This is a genomic window from Maribacter sp. ACAM166, from assembly GCF_005771495.1.
Classification (GTDB): domain Bacteria; phylum Bacteroidota; class Bacteroidia; order Flavobacteriales; family Flavobacteriaceae; genus Maribacter.
Map to the genome: position 1 here is coordinate 12344 of NZ_VAUW01000046.1, position 17799 is coordinate 30142.

A 17799-nucleotide genomic window follows, 5' to 3' on the forward strand; every position below is an offset into this window, starting at 1 on the left:
TCAGGGAAACAATACTTGATGAAATTTAATAGGCGCTGGCAACTGATGGCATACTTAGAAGCTGCCTTAATTGCGCTTGGTTTTGGGGTTCTGGTATATTTTTTATTAAATAGTCTGTTGAGTGGTCTATTGGCTTTTGTAGTTGGTTTATTGGTTGTGGCTCTGATAAAGCAACCGTGGAAACTAAATTTAAATAGGACCAGTTTATATATTGATGCGCACGTAAAGGAAGCATCTTTTAGCACGGGACTTTTATTACTACCAGAGAATACGTTGTCGAATCTCGCTAAATTACAGCGGTGCAGGGTTTCTAACGAACTTAAAAAAAGGTTAGGAACAATAACACCGCCGAATAAGATAAGGCAGGCAGCTTTAGTCATGTTCGCGTTGATCGCTGTTGGTTTTGCAGTACATAAGCTAGAACTCTTCAGTAAAGTTGATTCTATTTTAGGAAATACGTCAACGCCAGAAGAAATTCAGTTCGTGGCTACCGATACGGTAACTAGACAAACTATAATTCCAAAAATAATTGAACAGGCTATAACCGTATATTACCCGACGTATACGCGGCAGGGAACTAAAACTAGTATAGATCCTAATGTTAAGGCTGTTACTAATTCTAGAATTCAATGGGTTTTGCAATTCGACCATCTTGTTTCTCAAGTTAGTATGGAGCGAATGGGAGAAACAATTCCGCTAACAAAAGTTGAAAATACATATCAGATAGAGGTATCATTGATTGAATCTGGCTTTTATAATTTCACCTTTACTAATGAAGATGGAACTGTCTTCACTTCCGATTTATTTGCCTTGGAAGCTATTCCTGATAATCACCCTGAAGTAGAGATTTTTGGTTTGCCACAATACAGTTATTTTGATGCATCAGATGCTAAAAAGGTAGAATTACAAAGTACCATTTCTGATGATTTCGGAATCAGTGATGCTTATATTATTGCAACGGTCAGTAAGGGCTCTGGGGAATCCGTGAAATTTAGGGAAGAGAAATTAAAATTTCACGAGCAGATTACAAAAGGTCAGAAGAAGATAAAGGTTACAAGAAGTTTAGATTTGAATATTTTAAAAATGGAAGTTGGGGACGAGCTTTATTTTTATATAGAAGCCTTTGATGAAAAGGAACCTAAACATAATGTGACACGCAGTGAAACTTATTTTGCGGTCATTAAGGATACCGTTACAGAACTGTTTGTAGTAGAAGGTACTCTCGGAGTTGACCAAATGCCAGATTACTTTAGAAGCCAGCGACAGCTAATTATCGATACAGAAAAATTAATTAAGGATAAACCCACTATACCAACGAAAGAGTTTAAATTTCGTAGTAATGAACTTGGGTTTGACCAAAAGGCCTTGAGATTAAAATATGGTCAATTTATGGGTGATGAATCTGAAATGGAAGAAGTGCCTAGCGAAATTATTACCGAGGCATCAGGAGAGGAGGAAAATCATGAAGATGGAGAAGAGGATTTGTTGAAGGGGTATTCCCATGACCATGATGGCGATAATGAACATAACCTTGTACCAGCACAAAAATCTGAAGAAGCTGAGGATCCGTTACACGACTACCTACACAATCATGATAACCCAGAAGAATCTACATTATTTGAAGAATCTCTTAAAACAAAATTACGTAAAGCATTGAGCATTATGTGGGATGCAGAATTGTATCTACGGCTTTATGAACCAGAAAAGTCTTTGCCTTTTCAGTACGATGCTTTAAAATTGATACAGGAAATAAAGAATAGTGCCCGGATATATGTGCATAGAATTGGCTTTGACCCACCACCAATAAAAGAGGAAAGTAGATTGACGGGTTCTATCAAAGATGTTGGTAATTTTCGGAAAAACAAAAGTATGGAGGTAGTACAACCTTTCAAGGCTATGGAAGACGCTGTGGCACGATTGGAAACTTTAATTTCCGGAAATAGTATTTTTAAAGAGAAAGACAAAGTACTTTTTACTGCTGCTGGTATTGAATTGGCACGATTGGCCATAGAAAATCCTGGGGAGTACTTACAGCTTTTACAAGGATTAAAAGGAATTGAGAATAATACACAACGAACAATTTCCAATTATAAATTTGTTCAGAAAGGAGTATTGTCGGCCTTACCACAAACGAAACAATTACCTGGTTCTAAAATGGGTTATGCCGATGAAATCAATTCATTATTTCTAAAACAATTGGAAACCTATGATTGATGGATTTTCATTTGTAAATAAAGAGTCATTATTACCAATTCTAATTGGTGGATTGATTGTATTCGGTTGCTATTTCTGGAAAGAATCGACGAATCGTAAACACGGTAAATTCATTATAAATACGATCGTCGCATTTCTAACAATCACTGCTTTGGTTTTAATCGTGCTAAAGCCCACTAAGGAAGTTGAAATTAATGACAGACAAGGACTTTTACTAACAGAAGGGTTTGACGAACAGCAGAAAGACAGCCTTTTATTACGATATCAGGGTATAAAGGAGTTGAATTATAATCCAAATAAATCGATAGGTTACAAATTGGATTCACTTACAGGTCTTTTTGTACTAGGCAATGGAATCAAACCGTTTGATTTTGAGCTTTTTAAGAATATTCCGCTAACCTATATCACTGCTAAAGAACCATATGGAATAACTGATTTTAGGTATAAAAAATCTATAGTCTTAGGAGAGAAACTGAATGTAAAAGGGATTTATAACAAACCCTTAAAAGGTACTATGTTGATTTTGGAGGACGCAGGCGGAAATGGTTTGGATTCTGTTCAATTAGATAGAATTGGAGAGGTTGGCTTTTCGTTGGAAGCTGTTCCAAAAGTTTCTGGGGAATATGTATATCTGTTGACGGAAAAGGATAGTGTAGGAGTGAAGTTGAAATCTGAACCTATACCGGTCGTAATCAAGGAAAAGGAGCCGTTACGTGTATTGATTTTAAATAATTTCCCAACGTTCGAAACGAAGTACTTAAAGAACTTTTTGGCTGATAACGGTCATGAAGTTATTGTAAGAAGTCAATTAACAAAAGGGAAATATAAGTTCGAATATTTCAATACTGCTACAACACCCGTGTATCAATTTACCGATGAAATCTTAAATAAGTTTGATATCGTTATTGTAGATTCGGATATCTATTTTGGTTTTGGTAGTATGCTTAAAAAGCGTTTTGAAAAAAGTATTCGTGAAAGCGGAATGGGATTGTTTATTCAGCCTAGTGGTTTTCTATTTAACCTAGGCACGGATACATCATATTTTAAGTTTGAACGTGATAGTAATCATGAAGTTCACTTTGAAACCTTTAAAATCAAATTAGAAAAATACCCTTATGGGTTTAAGGGACCTTTTTCTTTTCAACCCATTGCATTTGGCACTACTACAACAGTAGCGGCCTACAAACAATTGGGGTTAGGGCGTATTGCAACAACTACCGTACAAAACAGTTACCAACTTTTATTAGATGGGGAGGGCGAAGGTTACAAATGGATGTGGACCAAACTTTTCGATAAAATTTCCAAAAAGAAAAATACTTCTGTTGAATGGGAAGCTGAGACTCAAGTACCCAGAATAGATGCCCCATTTGATTTTAAACTACGTACAAATTTAGAAGAATACACTGTGTTAAATGAAAATGACGATAGTGTTGCAATGCTTCAGAATAGTATGGTGCCAATGCGCTATTTAGGTACTGTTTATCCGAAGAAAATAGGGTGGAACCATTTGAAAATTGAAACTGATAGTAGCTCCCAATTTCCTTTTTATGTGTTCGACAGCTTAGTTTGGAAATCACTCACTAGTTCTAAAACTATAGCTGCTAATCAAAAGGAATTCAAATCTGGCTTAAAGCATAATAGAGCGGTTTTTGTTGACCGTTCTATTTCTCCGATACTATTTTACCTTCTATTTTTAGTGGGAATTGGTTGGTTATGGTTAGCCCCTAAATTGTCGACTGACAAATGATAAGATCTTTGTTTTTTAATGTGGTAGTTTGTCTTTCACCATTCCATAAACAAAAGTTCCAAGAAGGGCTCCTGCAATTACCACTAGAATAGAATAGTAACCTGCACCTGCAAGCACGTACATGGGGCCTGGGCAAGCACCTGCTAAAGCCCATCCCAAGCCAAATATGCTACCACCTATCAAATACCGGAAGACACCTTTTTCCTTAGGGTGTACGTTTATGTCGGCACCCCCAATAGCTTTTATTTTAAACCTCTTAATAACCTGAATACCAATAACACCTAATACTAATGCAGAACCGATAATACCATACATATGAAAAGAACCAAATTGGAACATTTCATAAATCCTGAACCAAGAAGCAGCTTCAGATTTGTACATAATGATTCCGAAAAAAATACCGATGGTTAAATAACTTAAATATTTCATTCTAACTAAAAATTAAAGGGAACAATACATGAATCATAACGAGACCTCCTATGAAGAAGCCGATAACGGCTATTAATGAAGGTAACTGCAAATTACTAAGACCTGAAATGGCATGTCCACTGGTACAACCACCGGCATAACGGGCACCAAAGCCAACCATAAAACCACCAATAATTAATATGGCAAGTACAAAAGGATTGGTTAGTTGTTGTGATGCGAATAGCTCAGGTGGGAGATATGCTTGTCCCGCGCTGGTAATTCCGTAATCTTCTGAAAGTTGTTGCGCGACTTCGGCGTTTATTTGTACCGTATTATCAGATAGATATTGTGAAGCTATAAATCCACCAATAACTGCACCTGCCACAACCAGTAGATTCCAGCGTTCTGCTTTCCAATCGTATTTGAAAAAATCAGAATATTTTCCCGCTCCACCTATCGAACACATTGTTTTTAAATTTGATGACATACCAAATTTCCTTCCAGCAAAAAGAAGTAAAAACATAGTAAGCGCTATTAAAGGGCCTGCCACATACCATTCCCAAGGTTCATAAATCCAGTTCATATAATCAATTTTTAAAAACTGCAAATATACTACTCTTGTAAGTTAGTCATCAACATTAATTATAGAAGGGATTAAAGAGCTCTTGTGAGCTAGTAAAAGGTTTCGTCTGATGGTACTTTACCGCAAAAAGTCTTATAAATGAATAGCGCATAGTACAAAACCGATGGAGTTCTAATAGCTATAAAAATAACCATAATCTTCAAAGTATATCGTCACTTTACATATAATTTTCATCTACATCGTATGGTACTTCCGTTTTTTAGACCTCATATAACTACTTTTAAAAAGGATCATTAAATAGTCCAAGACCACTAGTTAAAGAAGGATATAATAAAAGGCAATAATAGAGGTAAATTGCATTTTAACAAGAACTTCGGCAGCCATACAGTAAGTCTTATAGAAATGTAGAAATCTAGTTTGACTCAACGAGTACCAGTCGTGCAGAAACTAAAACAACTTTAAAATAAGTAAAAGGCGCTTATAGATTTTTTAAGTTAGGTGAAAAGTGACTAATGTCACATTATTATTTGAAATAGGATATTAGTTTTGTGAAATGAAGTTTGCAAACATTGTAATCTCTCTATTATATGTTAGTATAACACTTGCCAGTAGTTTTAAGATTGCTGGTACGTTGGGGTATTATGCATTGTTTACAGAAGACTTTGTAGAACGTTTTTGTGAGAATAAAACAATGCCAGAGCTACAATGCAATGGTAAGTGTACCTTATCTAAAATGTTATTACAAGAATCAAAAGAAGAAAAAAAACCAATTAATATAGACTGGGTAAAAAACGAGACGGTCTTTTTTATTGACCAAATTGTTGTTATCGCATTTGAAGAAATCACCCTAGATTATTCAGATAATTACAACTACAGTAACCTTTATAATTATAGTTTTTTATCTCCAACACTGCACCCTCCGCGCCTTTAGGAATAGTACGTTAAAAATGCTTTCGCCAATTATACATTAGTATATATTGGCCACATTCCTATATTTAAATTAATTCAAAAAAAATGAACTCAAACTATTTATGGGTACTAACAGCTCTGTTGTTAGTACACCAAATTAATGCACAAAATTTTAAAGGACAGATTGTTGATCAGAATAATAATGAACCATTGGAAGGCGCTCATATTTTGAGTCAAAACGGTGCGGCCACGTACTCTGATTATAATGGTGGTTTTGATATCAACATACCAGAAGGTGGTACAAACCTAATAATTTCTTTTGTAGGGTATAAAACCTGGGAAAAGTTCGTGAAACTGACAGATAACGGTCTTGTTGTTTTAATGGAAGAAGCACCTATTTTAATTGATGGTGTTTTAGTAACAGGCAACGAGAAAACTGATCCCGTTTTAACGATTGAAAGCAATGATTTTGCACGGAAAATAGTGCAGCCTAGAAATGTAGCTGATTTGTTTCAGGATATCAATGGATTTTCATTGATTAAAAGGGGGAACTATGCCATTGACCCTAGCTTTAGGGCCACACAATATGAACAACTGAATGTGCAATTTGATGGAGGTACTAAGGTTATGAATGCTTGTCCAAACCGTATGGATCCTATAACCACACATGTAATCCCAGAAGAAATAGAAAAAATTGAAATTATTAAAGGTCCTTATACGGTACGTTATGGAGCAACTTTTGGGGGTATTGTCAACATGGTGACCAAAAAGCCTACAAGCCAAGATTATGGTTTTCATGGTAATGTAGATTCCGGTTATGAAAGTAATGGTGGCTCTTTAGTATCTATGGCACGTTTACAACAAGCTAGTGAAAATTTCGATATTATGGGTAATTTTGGTTACCGAGATTTTGGTAATTATGAAGATGGCGACGGCGTTGAGATTCCTTCCTCTTTTAGAAGTTTGGATTATGGAATTAAAGCTGGTTATAATTTTTCAAGTCAACAACGTCTACAAGCACATTGGAGACGATCCTATGGACGGGATGTTTTACATGCCGGTTTACCGATGGATACCGAAGAGGACAACAGCAGTATTTTTTCGTTGGATTATAAGCAAAAAGGGTTAAGAGGTCTAGTTCAGCATATAGATGCTAAACTTTACTACAGTTATGTTGATCATATCATGAGCAATAAGAAAAGGCCTAGTTTTATGATGACGGATGCCTTATCGGAAATTGATGCAACAACAGCGGGTGGTAAGGTAGAATTGAAACTAAAGCCCAGTGATAAGGTGGCCTTGTATACCGGTGTTGATTTCTTGGGTATTGCTAGAGATGGAGAACGTACTAGGATAGTAAAAAGAAATGCTATGGGAGTTTTGCCTATGCCAATTCAGTTTATAGATAAAGTATGGCAAGATTCTTACATAAACGATTTAGGTGTATTTGTGGAAAGTAAATATCCTATATCTGCAAAAACAATCATGACCTTAGGCATTCGCTATGATAACGTTACCTCAGAGATAAAGGATCCTGCAGAAGATTTTCAAGTGTTATATCCAGATTTGGATAAGCGAAGAGAGCATAATCTTAGCGGTACCGCATCCATTAAATATGCACTATCCAATCAGTTTATATTGGAAGTAGCCTATGGTAGGGGAGTTCGTTCTGCCAATATGATTGAACGTGTTATTAATCATTTTACGGTTGGTCAGGATTCTTATGAATATATTGGTAATCCAAATTTAGATGCTGAGGTTAACAATCAATTCGAAATTGGATTTAAAGGGAGTTTACCATTGTCTGATACAAATTCTGATAGGTTCACTTATAATACCTCTTTTTACTATTCGTTATATGAGAATTATATTGTGGCGGTAATTGATGAAACTCAATCGAGAAAATATATGCCCGCACTTGAGCCAATTAATCCAAAAGTGTTTCGAAATTTAGATGATGCCTATAAAACAGGTTTTGAAATTACTGGAGGAATTGATTTTTCGGAGCATTTTAATTTTACCACAGCATTAGCATATGTATATGCGAAAAATAAGGATTTAAAAGAGTCGTTGCCATTAGTGCCACCATTAACAACTCGGTTTAAGCTTCAATTTGAAAAAGAAAAATTTTGGATTAATGCAAATTATACTATAACCACAAAACAAGATGATATTGCACTTTCATTTGGTGAACAGACAACCCCCGGCTATGAGGTATTGGATGTTCGTTTGGGATTTGTACCGATTAAGAATGTGACGTTGGGTTTAGCGGTATTGAATGTATTTGATAAAACGTATAACAACCATTTAAATTTTTCTTTTAATAATCAGGCACAATTTGGGACAGTACCTATCAATGATCCTGGCAGAAACTTAACAGCTTTTGCTCAGTTTAAATTTTAAAATAATGGGGGCTATATAAAGGCCCCCATTATAATTTAGTATAGGTAAAATAGGTCGTATGCACTTCGTCTTTAATATTTGGCTTTTTGAAAACATACATTCGAAATACCCCATAAACGAAGGCTTCTTATCATAACGATTGTTCTAAAAATCTTTTAGCTCAATAGCGTTTAAGGTAATAATGCATATCCTATTAATTGATAATTGGCAAGAACCATCATTGCAGAAAGGGCTAATTCTGTATTTGGGTCTAAGTCCGCTTCGGTAATTCCTCTTGCAGCAGTTGCCTGTGCACAAACAGATAGCTCAACGCCATATTCATGTAAGAGCTTTATTAACTCAGCGTTAGGGTTGACTTTATCGTATTTTTCTTGATATTCAGTGTCGTTCAATACAGCAAATGTAGCACCACCATGTATTGCTGCTACTATATGTACATTATCTTGGGAAACACCTCCAACACCTAGCATATTGATAACACGGGCTATTTTCCAAAGACCAATATTTACACCATCCATTTCACGATCATCCTTTACATCAAAAACGAGATTATATTCCAAATTGGCATCGGGTTGTGTGGCTACATCCTTAAATTCTTTGATTTTGCCATACCCTTCAATAATTGGGGTTGTCCACTCTTGGGCCGAAGTAATTTGTGCCGCCATAAGTACTAATGTAATTAATAGTATTTTTTTCATGTGTTCAAAGGTTTTAAAATTATGGTCTCATTTATATATAACCGATTGGAAATTAATACTAATGTCCGTTATTTTTGATCAGAATAAAAGTAAGTTTTGATATTTTATTCATCTGTAACTCTTGTTACTGGTATAATGAAGATAAAATTCTAGATTCGTTTGCTATTTTAGTGTAATCAAACCTTTTTAAGGTCGAATTCATACAATTATGGAAGAATTACGCATTTTGGCGAAACAGCTCTTTAAGCTATTTAGTGTGGTATTTGTCTTAGTCGGCATTGTGTTTATTGCATTGTATACGTATGAGCCAGAGGTAGACGATTATAGTACAGCACGTATTACCGAACTTGAGGTTGAAAATCAATGGCTACCAAAGGATGCGATTTCAGAACGTTCTACAATGTCTGATAAAGTAAGCAGTGGTTATTATCTAATTGCGGAAACCTCAAAATATATGGGTCCTATGGCAGAGAATCCTAAAGACCGCTTTAGTGGTAATAATCTTGCATGTGCCAATTGTCATTTAAAGGCAGGGGCACAGGCCGGATCCGGATCTTGGGTGGGTGTCTTGGAACGCTTTCCCCAGTTTGGAGGCCGAGGTAATCGAATAGGCACTATTGAAGATCGAATTAATGGCTGTATGGAACGAAGTATGAACGGTAAAAAACTAGCTTTAGATTCAGATAAGATGGATGCCATTGTTGCCTATATGGGTTGGCTTGGCGAAGGATTACCAGAGAATAAAAAGAAGGAGTACAAAGGTTATCCAAAAATTGAACTTCCTAATGTTGCGGTTAATTTCGAAAAGGGTAGGCAGATTTACACTAAGGAATGTGTGGTATGTCATGGTGAAAATGGTGAAGGTGTTTTTAACCCTGGCGATGGCAAAAGGTATACCTATCCACCTTTATGGGGTGAAGATAGTTTTAATGATGGAGCAGGAATGCATCGTGTGATTACAGCTGCTGAGTTTATTAAAAGTAATATGCCTTATTTACAGGCAACTTGGGATAATCCCAAGCTTACCGATGAGGAGGCTTATCATGTAGCAGGCTACATTAACAGTTTTTCGCGTCCACACAAATTAAATACAGCAAATGATTATCCAGATAAAAAATTGAAACCAGTATCAACCCCATATGGCCCATGGGAAGATAGTTTTTCTTCAGAACAACATAAGTACGGACCCTTTCCTCCAATAATAGCATTTTACAAAAAAGAATACGGTATTACCAAAACAAAATAAGCTGAATGCGGAACGTTTTATTGTTTTTATTATTAATTCCGATGATTTTAGAGGCACAAGATTCCACTAGCGTCAAACCCAAGAGTAAACTTTCTGGTCAATGGCGAACCTATTATATGACGACCTTCAACAAAGACGATTTAAAAGATTTTGAAGCGTTGGCAACAGGAGGGAAACTTAAATATCAGTACTACCCCATCAATACCCTTGAAATTGGAGTAGCTGTTTATAATGCTACCAACCTTGGACTACAAGATTTAAGCATTCCAGATGAAAGTACCGGAAGGTTAAGTAGGTATGAAGAAGGTTTGTTTGACCGTTTAGATATTGAAAATGATGCAATTTTTTTACTAGGCGAATTGTATGCGAAATATAAAATACCCAAACATACTTTTACAGTGGGCCGATTGAAAATCAATACCCCTTTGGTTAATCCAGAAGATGGGAGAATGATACCAACCTTGGCGCAAGGATTTTGGTATACGCACACAACTAAAAATCTAAATATTTTTCAATTTGGATTAATTAATAAAATAGCACCTCGATCTACCGCCAAGTTCTATGGTATAGGAGAAAGCATTGGAACATATCCTGTTGGTAGAAATCGAAGTGGTACTGCGAGTTTATATGCTGGTAATACAAAATCTGATTATATAATATTCACAAATGCCGAAGTACAGCTTACTCAAAAGCTACGTTTAGGAATATGGAATCAATTTACTCAGAATATTTCTAATTCATTGTATTTAAAACCAAAATTGAAACTAACCAGTACGTTAACTATTGAAGGGGAGTGGTTACACCAGAATAAAATTGGAACTGGTGGAAATAGGATAGATTCCCTTCGTTATTATAATCAAAACAGTGCCGATGTAGTAGGGTTGAAAATGGCGTATACATATCACTGTACAATCATTTCATTGGCATATAATAGAATAGTAGCTCATGGTCAATTTCTATCGCCAAGAGAATGGGGTAGAGAAGACTTATTCAGTTTTCAAAAACGAGAGCGCAGTGAAGGCACAGCTGATAATCACGCCTTAGTATTAAAGTATAGAAACGAGTTAGAAGTTACTAAAGAAAAATTGAGGGTCACTACTATTTTGAGTGTTGGCAGACATTGGAAACCTAAGGTGACAGATGCAATCTTGAATAAATATGCCGTTCCAGATTATACGCATATTAACTTAGATGTATTTTTTACTATTAAAAAATTAAAACGCTTAAAACCAGAGCTTTTGATTTCGTCTAAACTTGGGAATGGTGCTATTCCAAACAATCCCAATTTCTATTTTAATAAAGTAGATTTACTTCATGTAGACTTAATTTTTAATTATAATTTTTAGCGTTAGAACAAAAAAAGTTCCCAATGCATTGAGAACTTTTTTATCATTATCTTCTCCAATATAGATACCGTAATCCATATTTTTCGAACAAATTAGTTGCAGTATCAAATCCAATACTAAATATAGTAGCCTGAGGTTCTGTTTTTTAAGCCGTTTTATTAGGTTTAAAAAATATTACGACGCTTATTTTTTTATTTTACAGGTATTCATGCTAAATAGTGTGTATAACGGACAAAAACTACTAAAACTAGTAATAACAAATATGGCAGAGAAAGATAGTAGTACGTAGGCTATTGGTCCCGTTATTATATCTGAATAATACAAAGCACCGACAGCAATAGCAATAAAGATTCTAATAAAGCGGTCTGTACTTCCCATGTTTTTTTTCATAATGATTGGTTTTAAATAGGATATTATCTCGTGTTATGCGACCAAAATTGTAATGATGTGAAATTATTTCGAACAAAACAGCCAGCATTATAATCATATGTTAACCCATATTGAAATGTAAGGTTAACCTATTATATTGCATATGATATTTGTCATATGCATTAGTTGTGATAGGTACTTATAGGGTATGTATCAATAGTTACTGTTTTGCGGTTTATTAGAAAGTATATTTAAGAAATTATAATTAGGATGGAATCATATTTAGATGCATTTTTAAATGCTATAGCAGGAACATTGAACTGGACGTGGAAGTCTATATTATTTGATGTACCCTGGTACCTCAATTATTTTTGGGGTCTTATTCTTATATCTTTATTGGTCTGGCTTTTGGAAATACTTTTCCCATGGAGAAAGCAGCAAGGTGTTTTTAGAAAAGATTTTTGGTTAGATGGTTTTTACATGTTTTTCAACTTCTTTTTATTCGCCATAGCCATAAGTGGTATTTACAAGATGTTAAACGTATTGTTTACTGATTTGGGAATTACAGCGAACAGTTTGGCGGTAATAAATTTATCTCAATGGCCTATGTGGAGCCAATTATTAGTGTTCTTTGTTGTATTGGATTTTGTACAATGGTTCACCCATATTTTATTACACAAATTTGCGTTTCTTTGGAATTTTCATAAAGTGCACCATAGTGTAAAGGAAATGGGTTTTGCAGCACATTTACGATACCATTGGATGGAAAATATTTTTTATAAACCCCTAAAGACCTTTGGTGTTATGATTTTAGGTGGATTTGAACCTGAACAGGCTTACGTGGTTCATTTTATAGCGATTACGATAGGTCATCTTAATCATTCGAATATTAAGATTACATGGGGTCCGTTAAAGTATTTGTTCAATAATCCCGTAATGCATTTGTACCATCATGCCTATTCCCTACCAAAGGGTGTTTTTGGTGTTAATTTTGGCATTAGTCTAAGTCTATGGGACTATCTATTTAAGACAAATTATATTCCAGAAGAAAGCGGAAATGTTCGATTAGGTTATCCTGGAGATGAAAGCTTGCCTAAAAATTTCTTTGGACAAGTGATACACGGTTTTAGTCCTAAACGTAAAGAAAAATAGGAAGTGGACTTACTATATTTAACTGGACATAAAGTTAAGAGCGTGTTTGCTTTTAAAATTAACTTTAAAAAATGTCAAGAGAAAAAAGAAATTACACCGTAGCTTTTAAGGAAAAGGCTATTGAGTTGAGCTATGCTCGTGGTAGCGTTGTGGAAATATGCAGAGAACTGGACATACCTACCTCTGTATTGAGCCGCTGGCGGAAGGAATCTAATTCATATGGCAAGAATAGTTTACCAGGCAAGGGCAACCCTAAATTGACCGATGAACAAAAAGAAATAGCCGAGTTGAAGAAAAGGTTAAGGAATGCCGAACTAGAGTGCGACATCCTAAAAAAGGCAATAGCCATCTTCTCCTAGGGAGACTGGAGAAATATAGGTTTGTAAAACACCATAAATTTAAATTTCCAGCTTCAGAAGATGTACAGGAAAAGTTCGATATTTGGAGAGAGGATTACAACAGCTTTAGACCTCACAGCTCGTTGGGGGACATGTTCCCCAACGAGTACATCAAAATGAATAAAAATAGCCTGGATTCTCTAGTTATAACCGGTACCTAAATATGGGAGGAGGTCAGAGGTTCTCAATATGCTAGTTATAAATTTACCAATATTCTAAAAAGCTATAATGGATTGGTAAAACAAAGTATGAGCAGAAAAGGTAACTGTTGTTAATGAAGTTTTAGAAAACTAAACATTTCTAATTAGGGGAAGCTTACAATATGAGGCTTTAAAGAATCAATAGTTTTTTGTTTGATATTGGGTTTTTTATCAGCGTGTGGTATAAGGATATATTTTGATAAATCTGGGGATATTTCGTTGAATTGCTCTATTGATAAAGTATCTTCATTCGTTCTTATAATATTTGAAACTCTTTTACATCTTTGCTCAAAATCAGAAATCTCAAAATCATTAGCGTCCGTAATTACTAAAATATGACCACTTTCTAAGTCAATTTCAATCCATGGAAAAACTATAATTGATAAGCTATTCTGAATTTTAAAATATTGCTTTGAATCAAATGTATTGTGATTGGTTATTGCGATAGCATCAAGCTCTAACTTTTCCACATATTCTTTAACCTTTGGTAAGCTAAATTTAAAGTCGCTATCACTTACTGTAGGTATTGTATGTGCATGAAGGTCAATTTTTTTTATCGATGTTTCTCTTGCTTGTGGCTAAAAATAGAGGTTAGTGACCCGTAGGGTTGTTTTTAGGTGTTGTTGGAGGTAATATTTTAGTTTTTAACAACTCTAAATCCAAAATGATTATTTCCTCTATTTTCAAAATCAGAAGCTCTTGCGTAAGTTAATAAGGTTTCAGAATGATAATTCCAAGCACCACCGCGTCTTATTCTTTTCGAATCTGTTCCCGGGGTATTATTCAAAGGGTTCACAGCACCGTCTGTGTAAAATGAATCGCTGTAATAATCTTGACACCATTCCCAAACATTTCCTCCCATATCATATAACCCAAAAGGGTTTGCAGCATAAGAGCCAACAGATACGGAATGTCCATCTGGATTATAAACTCCAGGGGTATCTCCATTATAGTTTGCTTTTGTTATTGATAATGTTCCGTCATCTGTTGGATACTCAAATTGTTGTGCCCCTCTTGCCACATATTCCCATTGTGCTTCTGTTGGTAAACTAATACCATAATATTGTGTAAAGGCATATGCACCATACCATTTTACCCAATTTACTGGCCAATCAGATTTTAATGCATCTAACAATTCAAATGTATTGCTTGAGTTATTGAAAGAAATCCAACTTTTATTGTCAATATGTTCTGCTTCTCCACCACTTGTACATCCACCTGTTTCTCCTAATTGTAAGAAAACTTCTCCAGCATTTGGCGCATCACCTGCTCCAATTATCATGTTTTCAGTATACCTTCCGCAAGGGTCGGAAGCTGATTGAGAAGAAACAGTAATCCAACCATCCAGATAAGCATTGTTTAAAAAGTCAATGTATTGTTGGTTGGTAATTTCTTTTTCTGATATTTTAAAAGCCGTTAATGTTATGCCTACAGTTGCCGAATCTCCAGCTCTAGTAGTACCACCCATTGTAAAAGTTCCTGCTGGAATATCTTTTAAAATTATGCTTGTTGGTAGTTCACTATTTCCAGTATCAAAAGAAGTAAGAGCTGTGTCATCATCTTTACTACAAGATAATGTTAATAATAGTACACTTAATGCAATTACAAAATTTGATTTTTTTATCATAATTTTCTTTTTTTGGTACTTTTGTTTGACAAGTAAAAATGGAAAAGGGTTAATTCTTTGAAGCTGTTCTTAATATGTTCGTTAAGGCACATAGTTCACACCATATTTTGACTTAACCTTATTGATACTTGTTTATCTCTAATATTGCTTTTATTATAGAAACCTAAAAATACGTTTCTATAAAACACTTTCCAAATGCCCTTTCCCATATCCTGAGTAGCCACGTATTTACTTTTGAGTGCTGCAGTTAGATAAACCCAAATATTATGACTTCCACCTACGGTTCCATTTTGACAGACCTTCATTATTTTCATAATGACTTGATATTCGAATTTAAGTATTCTTTAAGGAAAAGGCATGTTGGATAAATTATGAATAGAAGCAGGAGTTTCCATACCCAAAGCTTTATGGGGCCTGATATAGGTTATATTCCTTTACAATGCGATTTAAATGTCTTTGTTGGGCTATGCTAAGTTGCGTGTTTAAGTACGTAATTTAGTAAATAAATACTGAATTTAAATTCTACTAGAATTTTCGTAAGTAAGCAAGACCAAGTAATTATTTATGCCATTATTCCGCATAGTTTCTATCAATTATTAAATAAGGTTTTAAGAAAATCAACCTGAGCTTTACTTGCTTCATTAAACAAATCACTAGGATATTCTAAAAGTCCAAAATGACCTCCATCTAAATAAACAAGTTTCTTTGGTTGGCTAATTTTTTCAAAAACGGACTTTGCTATACGAGCACTTGCTCCTTCCATTTCATCATTTTTGGCAACAACTAATAATATTGGAGCTTTTATTAAGGTTGCTGCAATCCCCCTATGATAATTTTTTGGTGCATTTTTAAAAGTAGAAAAGGAAACACTATTTTGCCATTTGGTATCAAAACGACCTCCATATTCAATAAACCAACGATAGGCAGTAAGTTCCTTGAGTGCAGAATTCATGTTGTCTTGATTTGGAGATACTACAGCCATAGTGGAGGTTTCCTCTCTTTCTAAATCTTCTAAGTGCTCATTTAAAAGTAAACCTTTGATACTTTTCATCATTTCATCTGATTTTTCAAATGGAACTTGCACATCGCCAAAAGCAGGAACTTGACCTATGATTGCTTTCGCGCGTTCATCAACAGCCGCTACAGTTAAAGCTTCGGCACTACTAATACTGTCTCCCCAAAGTGTTATTTTATTGTTATCGATAGTGCTCAAAGTGTAAGCGAAATTTATAGCATCAATATAACCTCTGCATTGCACCCAATAATTGAGTTCCTGTCTTGGAGTTCCTTCACTTATTCCAAAATTGCGATGGTCATACAATAAAACAGTAAATCCAGCCTTGCAAAATTCTTCTGCATACTTGTCAGCAACCATTCCATTAATAGTTGCAGAAAAACCGTGAGCCATAATTACTAATGGATGTTCTACGGTATTGTTTTCGGGAAGATAAAGCCTTCCTCTTAGCATTACACCTACAGATGGAAATTCAATTTTTTTAAAAGACATTTCTTTGTCTTTTGTACCCTGAATGTTACTATTATTAGCGTGGTTATTTGACGTTACCTGTGAGCTACATGATATAGTAATCAGGATAATTAATATTGTTTTAACTAATTTCATATTCGTTGTGCTTACTGTTTTCTTTTTGTAAACGGAATTATCATCGGAACTTCTTGTTGATAGGTTTCATATTTTTCTCCAATGAACTTTTTAAGGTCTTTTTCTTCTAAATATTTTACTGCAATTAAAATATATACAGTAGTTACTAGGGCAAAAAATAAATGTCCAGCTGTCATAGTTGGGGTTGCCCAAAAGGCGATTAGAAAACCTAGCATAATAGGGTGCCTAACAATCTTATATAAATAATTAGTTTGAAATTTTGGATTAGCAGTTTGTTTGTTCTTTAGGTTATCAAAAATTTGAGCTAAACCAAAAAGCTCGAAATGATTAATCATAAATGTAGACAGTAATACAATGATCCAGCCTAGAAAAAACAGTCCTGTTAAGACACTGGAAAGAATAGTATTTTCTGTTTCCCATACAATAGTTGTTATGGGTTGCCATTGCCAGTACATTAAAATTAGCGCCAAACTTGATAATAAAATATAGGTGCTTCGCTCCATAGCTTGACTAAAAATGGAGATAAACCATTTTTTAAATGCAGGCCTAGCCATTATACTATGTTGTAAGGCAAATACACTTAACAAAATAGTATTCGTTAAAATGGCATTAATAAGTGAGGGTTCTATTCCAGAATCTATTGTTTTTGGAACATAAATATTCCCTACAAATCCTATAGCGTAAAGAAAAGCAACAAGAAAAATAATGTATGCTATAATTCCGTATGTAGGCTTCCCCGTCTTAGGACACCTCTAAATTCGATAAATAATTATTATTTAGGTCAGGTTTGATGAAGAATTTAAATTCTTCATCAAACCTGGGCATACACTCTTTAGGTGATTTATTACCTAAAGATTTATGTGGGTGGTTGAAGTTAT

The 17799-nt window shown here is 34.8% G+C and carries 15 protein-coding genes and 2 pseudogenes; 9 read left to right on the top strand and 8 right to left on the bottom strand.

Annotated features, from left to right (window positions below):
• Positions 1 to 18 precede the first annotated feature (18 nt).
• Both ES765_RS19055 and ES765_RS19060 read left to right on the top strand, forming a co-directional pair.
• Positions 19 to 2214 carry a tryptophan-rich sensory protein gene (locus tag ES765_RS19055; protein WP_138115936.1) on the top strand — a complete coding sequence of 732 codons (2196 nt, stop codon included), beginning with the start codon at positions 19 to 21 and terminating at the stop codon, positions 2212 to 2214.
• Positions 2207 to 3961: a hypothetical protein gene (locus ES765_RS19060; RefSeq protein WP_138115937.1), complete on the top strand. Its 1755-nt coding sequence runs from the start codon at positions 2207 to 2209 to the stop codon at positions 3959 to 3961. Before ES765_RS19055 ends, ES765_RS19060 begins: the two co-directional genes overlap by 8 nt.
• 15 nt (positions 3962 to 3976) lie before the next feature.
• Here the strand turns inward: ES765_RS19060 and ES765_RS19065 are convergent, their stop codons facing one another.
• Both ES765_RS19065 and ES765_RS19070 read right to left on the bottom strand, forming a co-directional pair.
• A complete protein-coding gene (locus tag ES765_RS19065; RefSeq protein WP_138115938.1) occupies positions 3977 to 4390 on the bottom strand; it encodes a DUF6691 family protein in 414 nt (137 codons plus the stop codon).
• A 1-nt stretch (position 4391) separates the two neighbouring features.
• Positions 4392 to 4952, bottom strand: a complete 561-nt coding sequence (locus ES765_RS19070; protein ID WP_138115939.1) for a YeeE/YedE family protein — start codon at positions 4950 to 4952, stop codon at positions 4392 to 4394.
• 553 nt (positions 4953 to 5505) lie between these two features.
• On the opposite strand from ES765_RS19070, the gene ES765_RS19075 reads away from it, so the two are divergent.
• Both ES765_RS19075 and ES765_RS19080 read left to right on the top strand, forming a co-directional pair.
• Positions 5506 to 5883, top strand: coding sequence for a hypothetical protein (locus tag ES765_RS19075; protein ID WP_138115940.1), 378 nt, complete (start codon positions 5506 to 5508; stop codon positions 5881 to 5883).
• Between the two features lie 83 nt (positions 5884 to 5966).
• The gene (locus ES765_RS19080) at positions 5967 to 8264 is read left to right on the top strand and encodes a TonB-dependent receptor (protein ID WP_138115941.1); all 2298 of its coding nucleotides are present in this window, start codon (positions 5967 to 5969) and stop codon (positions 8262 to 8264) included.
• A 170-nt stretch (positions 8265 to 8434) separates the two neighbouring features.
• Here ES765_RS19080 and ES765_RS19085 read toward each other — a convergent pair whose 3' ends face one another.
• Positions 8435 to 8962 (bottom strand): DsrE family protein, encoded by a 528-nt coding sequence (locus ES765_RS19085; protein WP_138115942.1) that lies wholly within the window; start codon positions 8960 to 8962, stop codon positions 8435 to 8437.
• A gap of 208 nt (positions 8963 to 9170) precedes the next feature.
• On the opposite strand from ES765_RS19085, the gene ES765_RS19090 reads away from it, so the two are divergent.
• Both ES765_RS19090 and ES765_RS19095 read left to right on the top strand, forming a co-directional pair.
• A complete protein-coding gene (locus ES765_RS19090) occupies positions 9171 to 10208 on the top strand; it encodes a c-type cytochrome (protein ID WP_138115943.1) in 1038 nt (345 codons plus the stop codon).
• A 5-nt stretch (positions 10209 to 10213) separates the two neighbouring features.
• A complete protein-coding gene (locus ES765_RS19095; RefSeq protein ID WP_138115944.1) occupies positions 10214 to 11554 on the top strand; it encodes an OprD family outer membrane porin in 1341 nt (446 codons plus the stop codon).
• A 183-nt stretch (positions 11555 to 11737) separates the two neighbouring features.
• Here the strand turns inward: ES765_RS19095 and ES765_RS19100 are convergent, their stop codons facing one another.
• On the bottom strand, positions 11738 to 11944 hold the full coding sequence (locus tag ES765_RS19100) for a DUF2892 domain-containing protein (RefSeq protein WP_138115945.1): 207 nt from the start codon (positions 11942 to 11944) through the stop codon (positions 11738 to 11740).
• Positions 11945 to 12193: 249 nt separating this feature from the next.
• Between ES765_RS19100 and ES765_RS19105 the strand changes: the two genes are divergently transcribed.
• The 3 genes and pseudogenes from ES765_RS19105 to ES765_RS23010 all read left to right on the top strand — a co-directional run.
• Positions 12194 to 13075 (top strand): sterol desaturase family protein, encoded by an 882-nt coding sequence (locus tag ES765_RS19105; protein ID WP_138115946.1) that lies wholly within the window; start codon positions 12194 to 12196, stop codon positions 13073 to 13075.
• Positions 13076 to 13146: 71 nt separating this feature from the next.
• Positions 13147 to 13493: pseudogene (locus ES765_RS19110) on the top strand (transposase); the annotation flags it as partial.
• 15 nt (positions 13494 to 13508) lie between these two features.
• Positions 13509 to 13634, top strand: a pseudogene (locus tag ES765_RS23010) (integrase core domain-containing protein); the annotation flags it as partial.
• 143 nt (positions 13635 to 13777) lie between these two features.
• On the opposite strand, the gene ES765_RS19120 reads toward ES765_RS23010, so the two are convergent.
• The 4 genes from ES765_RS19120 to mddA form a co-directional block, all read right to left on the bottom strand.
• Positions 13778 to 14143, bottom strand: coding sequence for a hypothetical protein (locus ES765_RS19120; RefSeq protein WP_138115949.1), 366 nt, complete (start codon positions 14141 to 14143; stop codon positions 13778 to 13780).
• 167 nt (positions 14144 to 14310) lie between these two features.
• A complete protein-coding gene (locus tag ES765_RS19125; protein ID WP_138115950.1) occupies positions 14311 to 15300 on the bottom strand; it encodes a formylglycine-generating enzyme family protein in 990 nt (329 codons plus the stop codon).
• A gap of 589 nt (positions 15301 to 15889) precedes the next feature.
• Positions 15890 to 16921 (bottom strand): alpha/beta hydrolase, encoded by a 1032-nt coding sequence (locus tag ES765_RS19130; RefSeq protein WP_138115951.1) that lies wholly within the window; start codon positions 16919 to 16921, stop codon positions 15890 to 15892.
• Positions 16922 to 16932: 11 nt separating this feature from the next.
• Entirely contained in the window at positions 16933 to 17640 is a 708-nt protein-coding gene (mddA, locus tag ES765_RS19135; protein ID WP_138115952.1) for a methanethiol S-methyltransferase, read from the bottom strand.
• Between the last annotated feature and the right edge of the window lie 159 nt (positions 17641 to 17799).

Excerpts from the sequence above, each read along its gene's own strand:
- ES765_RS19055 (WP_138115936.1), top strand. The coding sequence starts at position 19 with ATGAAATTTAATAGGCGCTGGCAACTGATGGCATACTTAGAAGCTGCC.
- ES765_RS19060 (WP_138115937.1), top strand. The coding sequence starts at position 2,207 with ATGATTGATGGATTTTCATTTGTAAATAAAGAGTCATTATTACCAATT.
- ES765_RS19065 (WP_138115938.1), bottom strand. The coding sequence starts at position 4,390 with ATGAAATATTTAAGTTATTTAACCATCGGTATTTTTTTCGGAATCATT.
- ES765_RS19070 (WP_138115939.1), bottom strand. The coding sequence starts at position 4,952 with ATGAACTGGATTTATGAACCTTGGGAATGGTATGTGGCAGGCCCTTTA.
- ES765_RS19075 (WP_138115940.1), top strand. The coding sequence starts at position 5,506 with ATGAAGTTTGCAAACATTGTAATCTCTCTATTATATGTTAGTATAACA.
- ES765_RS19080 (WP_138115941.1), top strand. The coding sequence starts at position 5,967 with ATGAACTCAAACTATTTATGGGTACTAACAGCTCTGTTGTTAGTACAC.
- ES765_RS19085 (WP_138115942.1), bottom strand. The coding sequence starts at position 8,962 with ATGAAAAAAATACTATTAATTACATTAGTACTTATGGCGGCACAAATT.
- ES765_RS19090 (WP_138115943.1), top strand. The coding sequence starts at position 9,171 with ATGGAAGAATTACGCATTTTGGCGAAACAGCTCTTTAAGCTATTTAGT.
- ES765_RS19095 (WP_138115944.1), top strand. The coding sequence starts at position 10,214 with ATGCGGAACGTTTTATTGTTTTTATTATTAATTCCGATGATTTTAGAG.
- ES765_RS19100 (WP_138115945.1), bottom strand. The coding sequence starts at position 11,944 with ATGAAAAAAAACATGGGAAGTACAGACCGCTTTATTAGAATCTTTATT.
- ES765_RS19105 (WP_138115946.1), top strand. The coding sequence starts at position 12,194 with ATGGAATCATATTTAGATGCATTTTTAAATGCTATAGCAGGAACATTG.
- ES765_RS19125 (WP_138115950.1), bottom strand. The coding sequence starts at position 15,300 with ATGATAAAAAAATCAAATTTTGTAATTGCATTAAGTGTACTATTATTA.
- ES765_RS19130 (WP_138115951.1), bottom strand. The coding sequence starts at position 16,921 with ATGAAATTAGTTAAAACAATATTAATTATCCTGATTACTATATCATGT.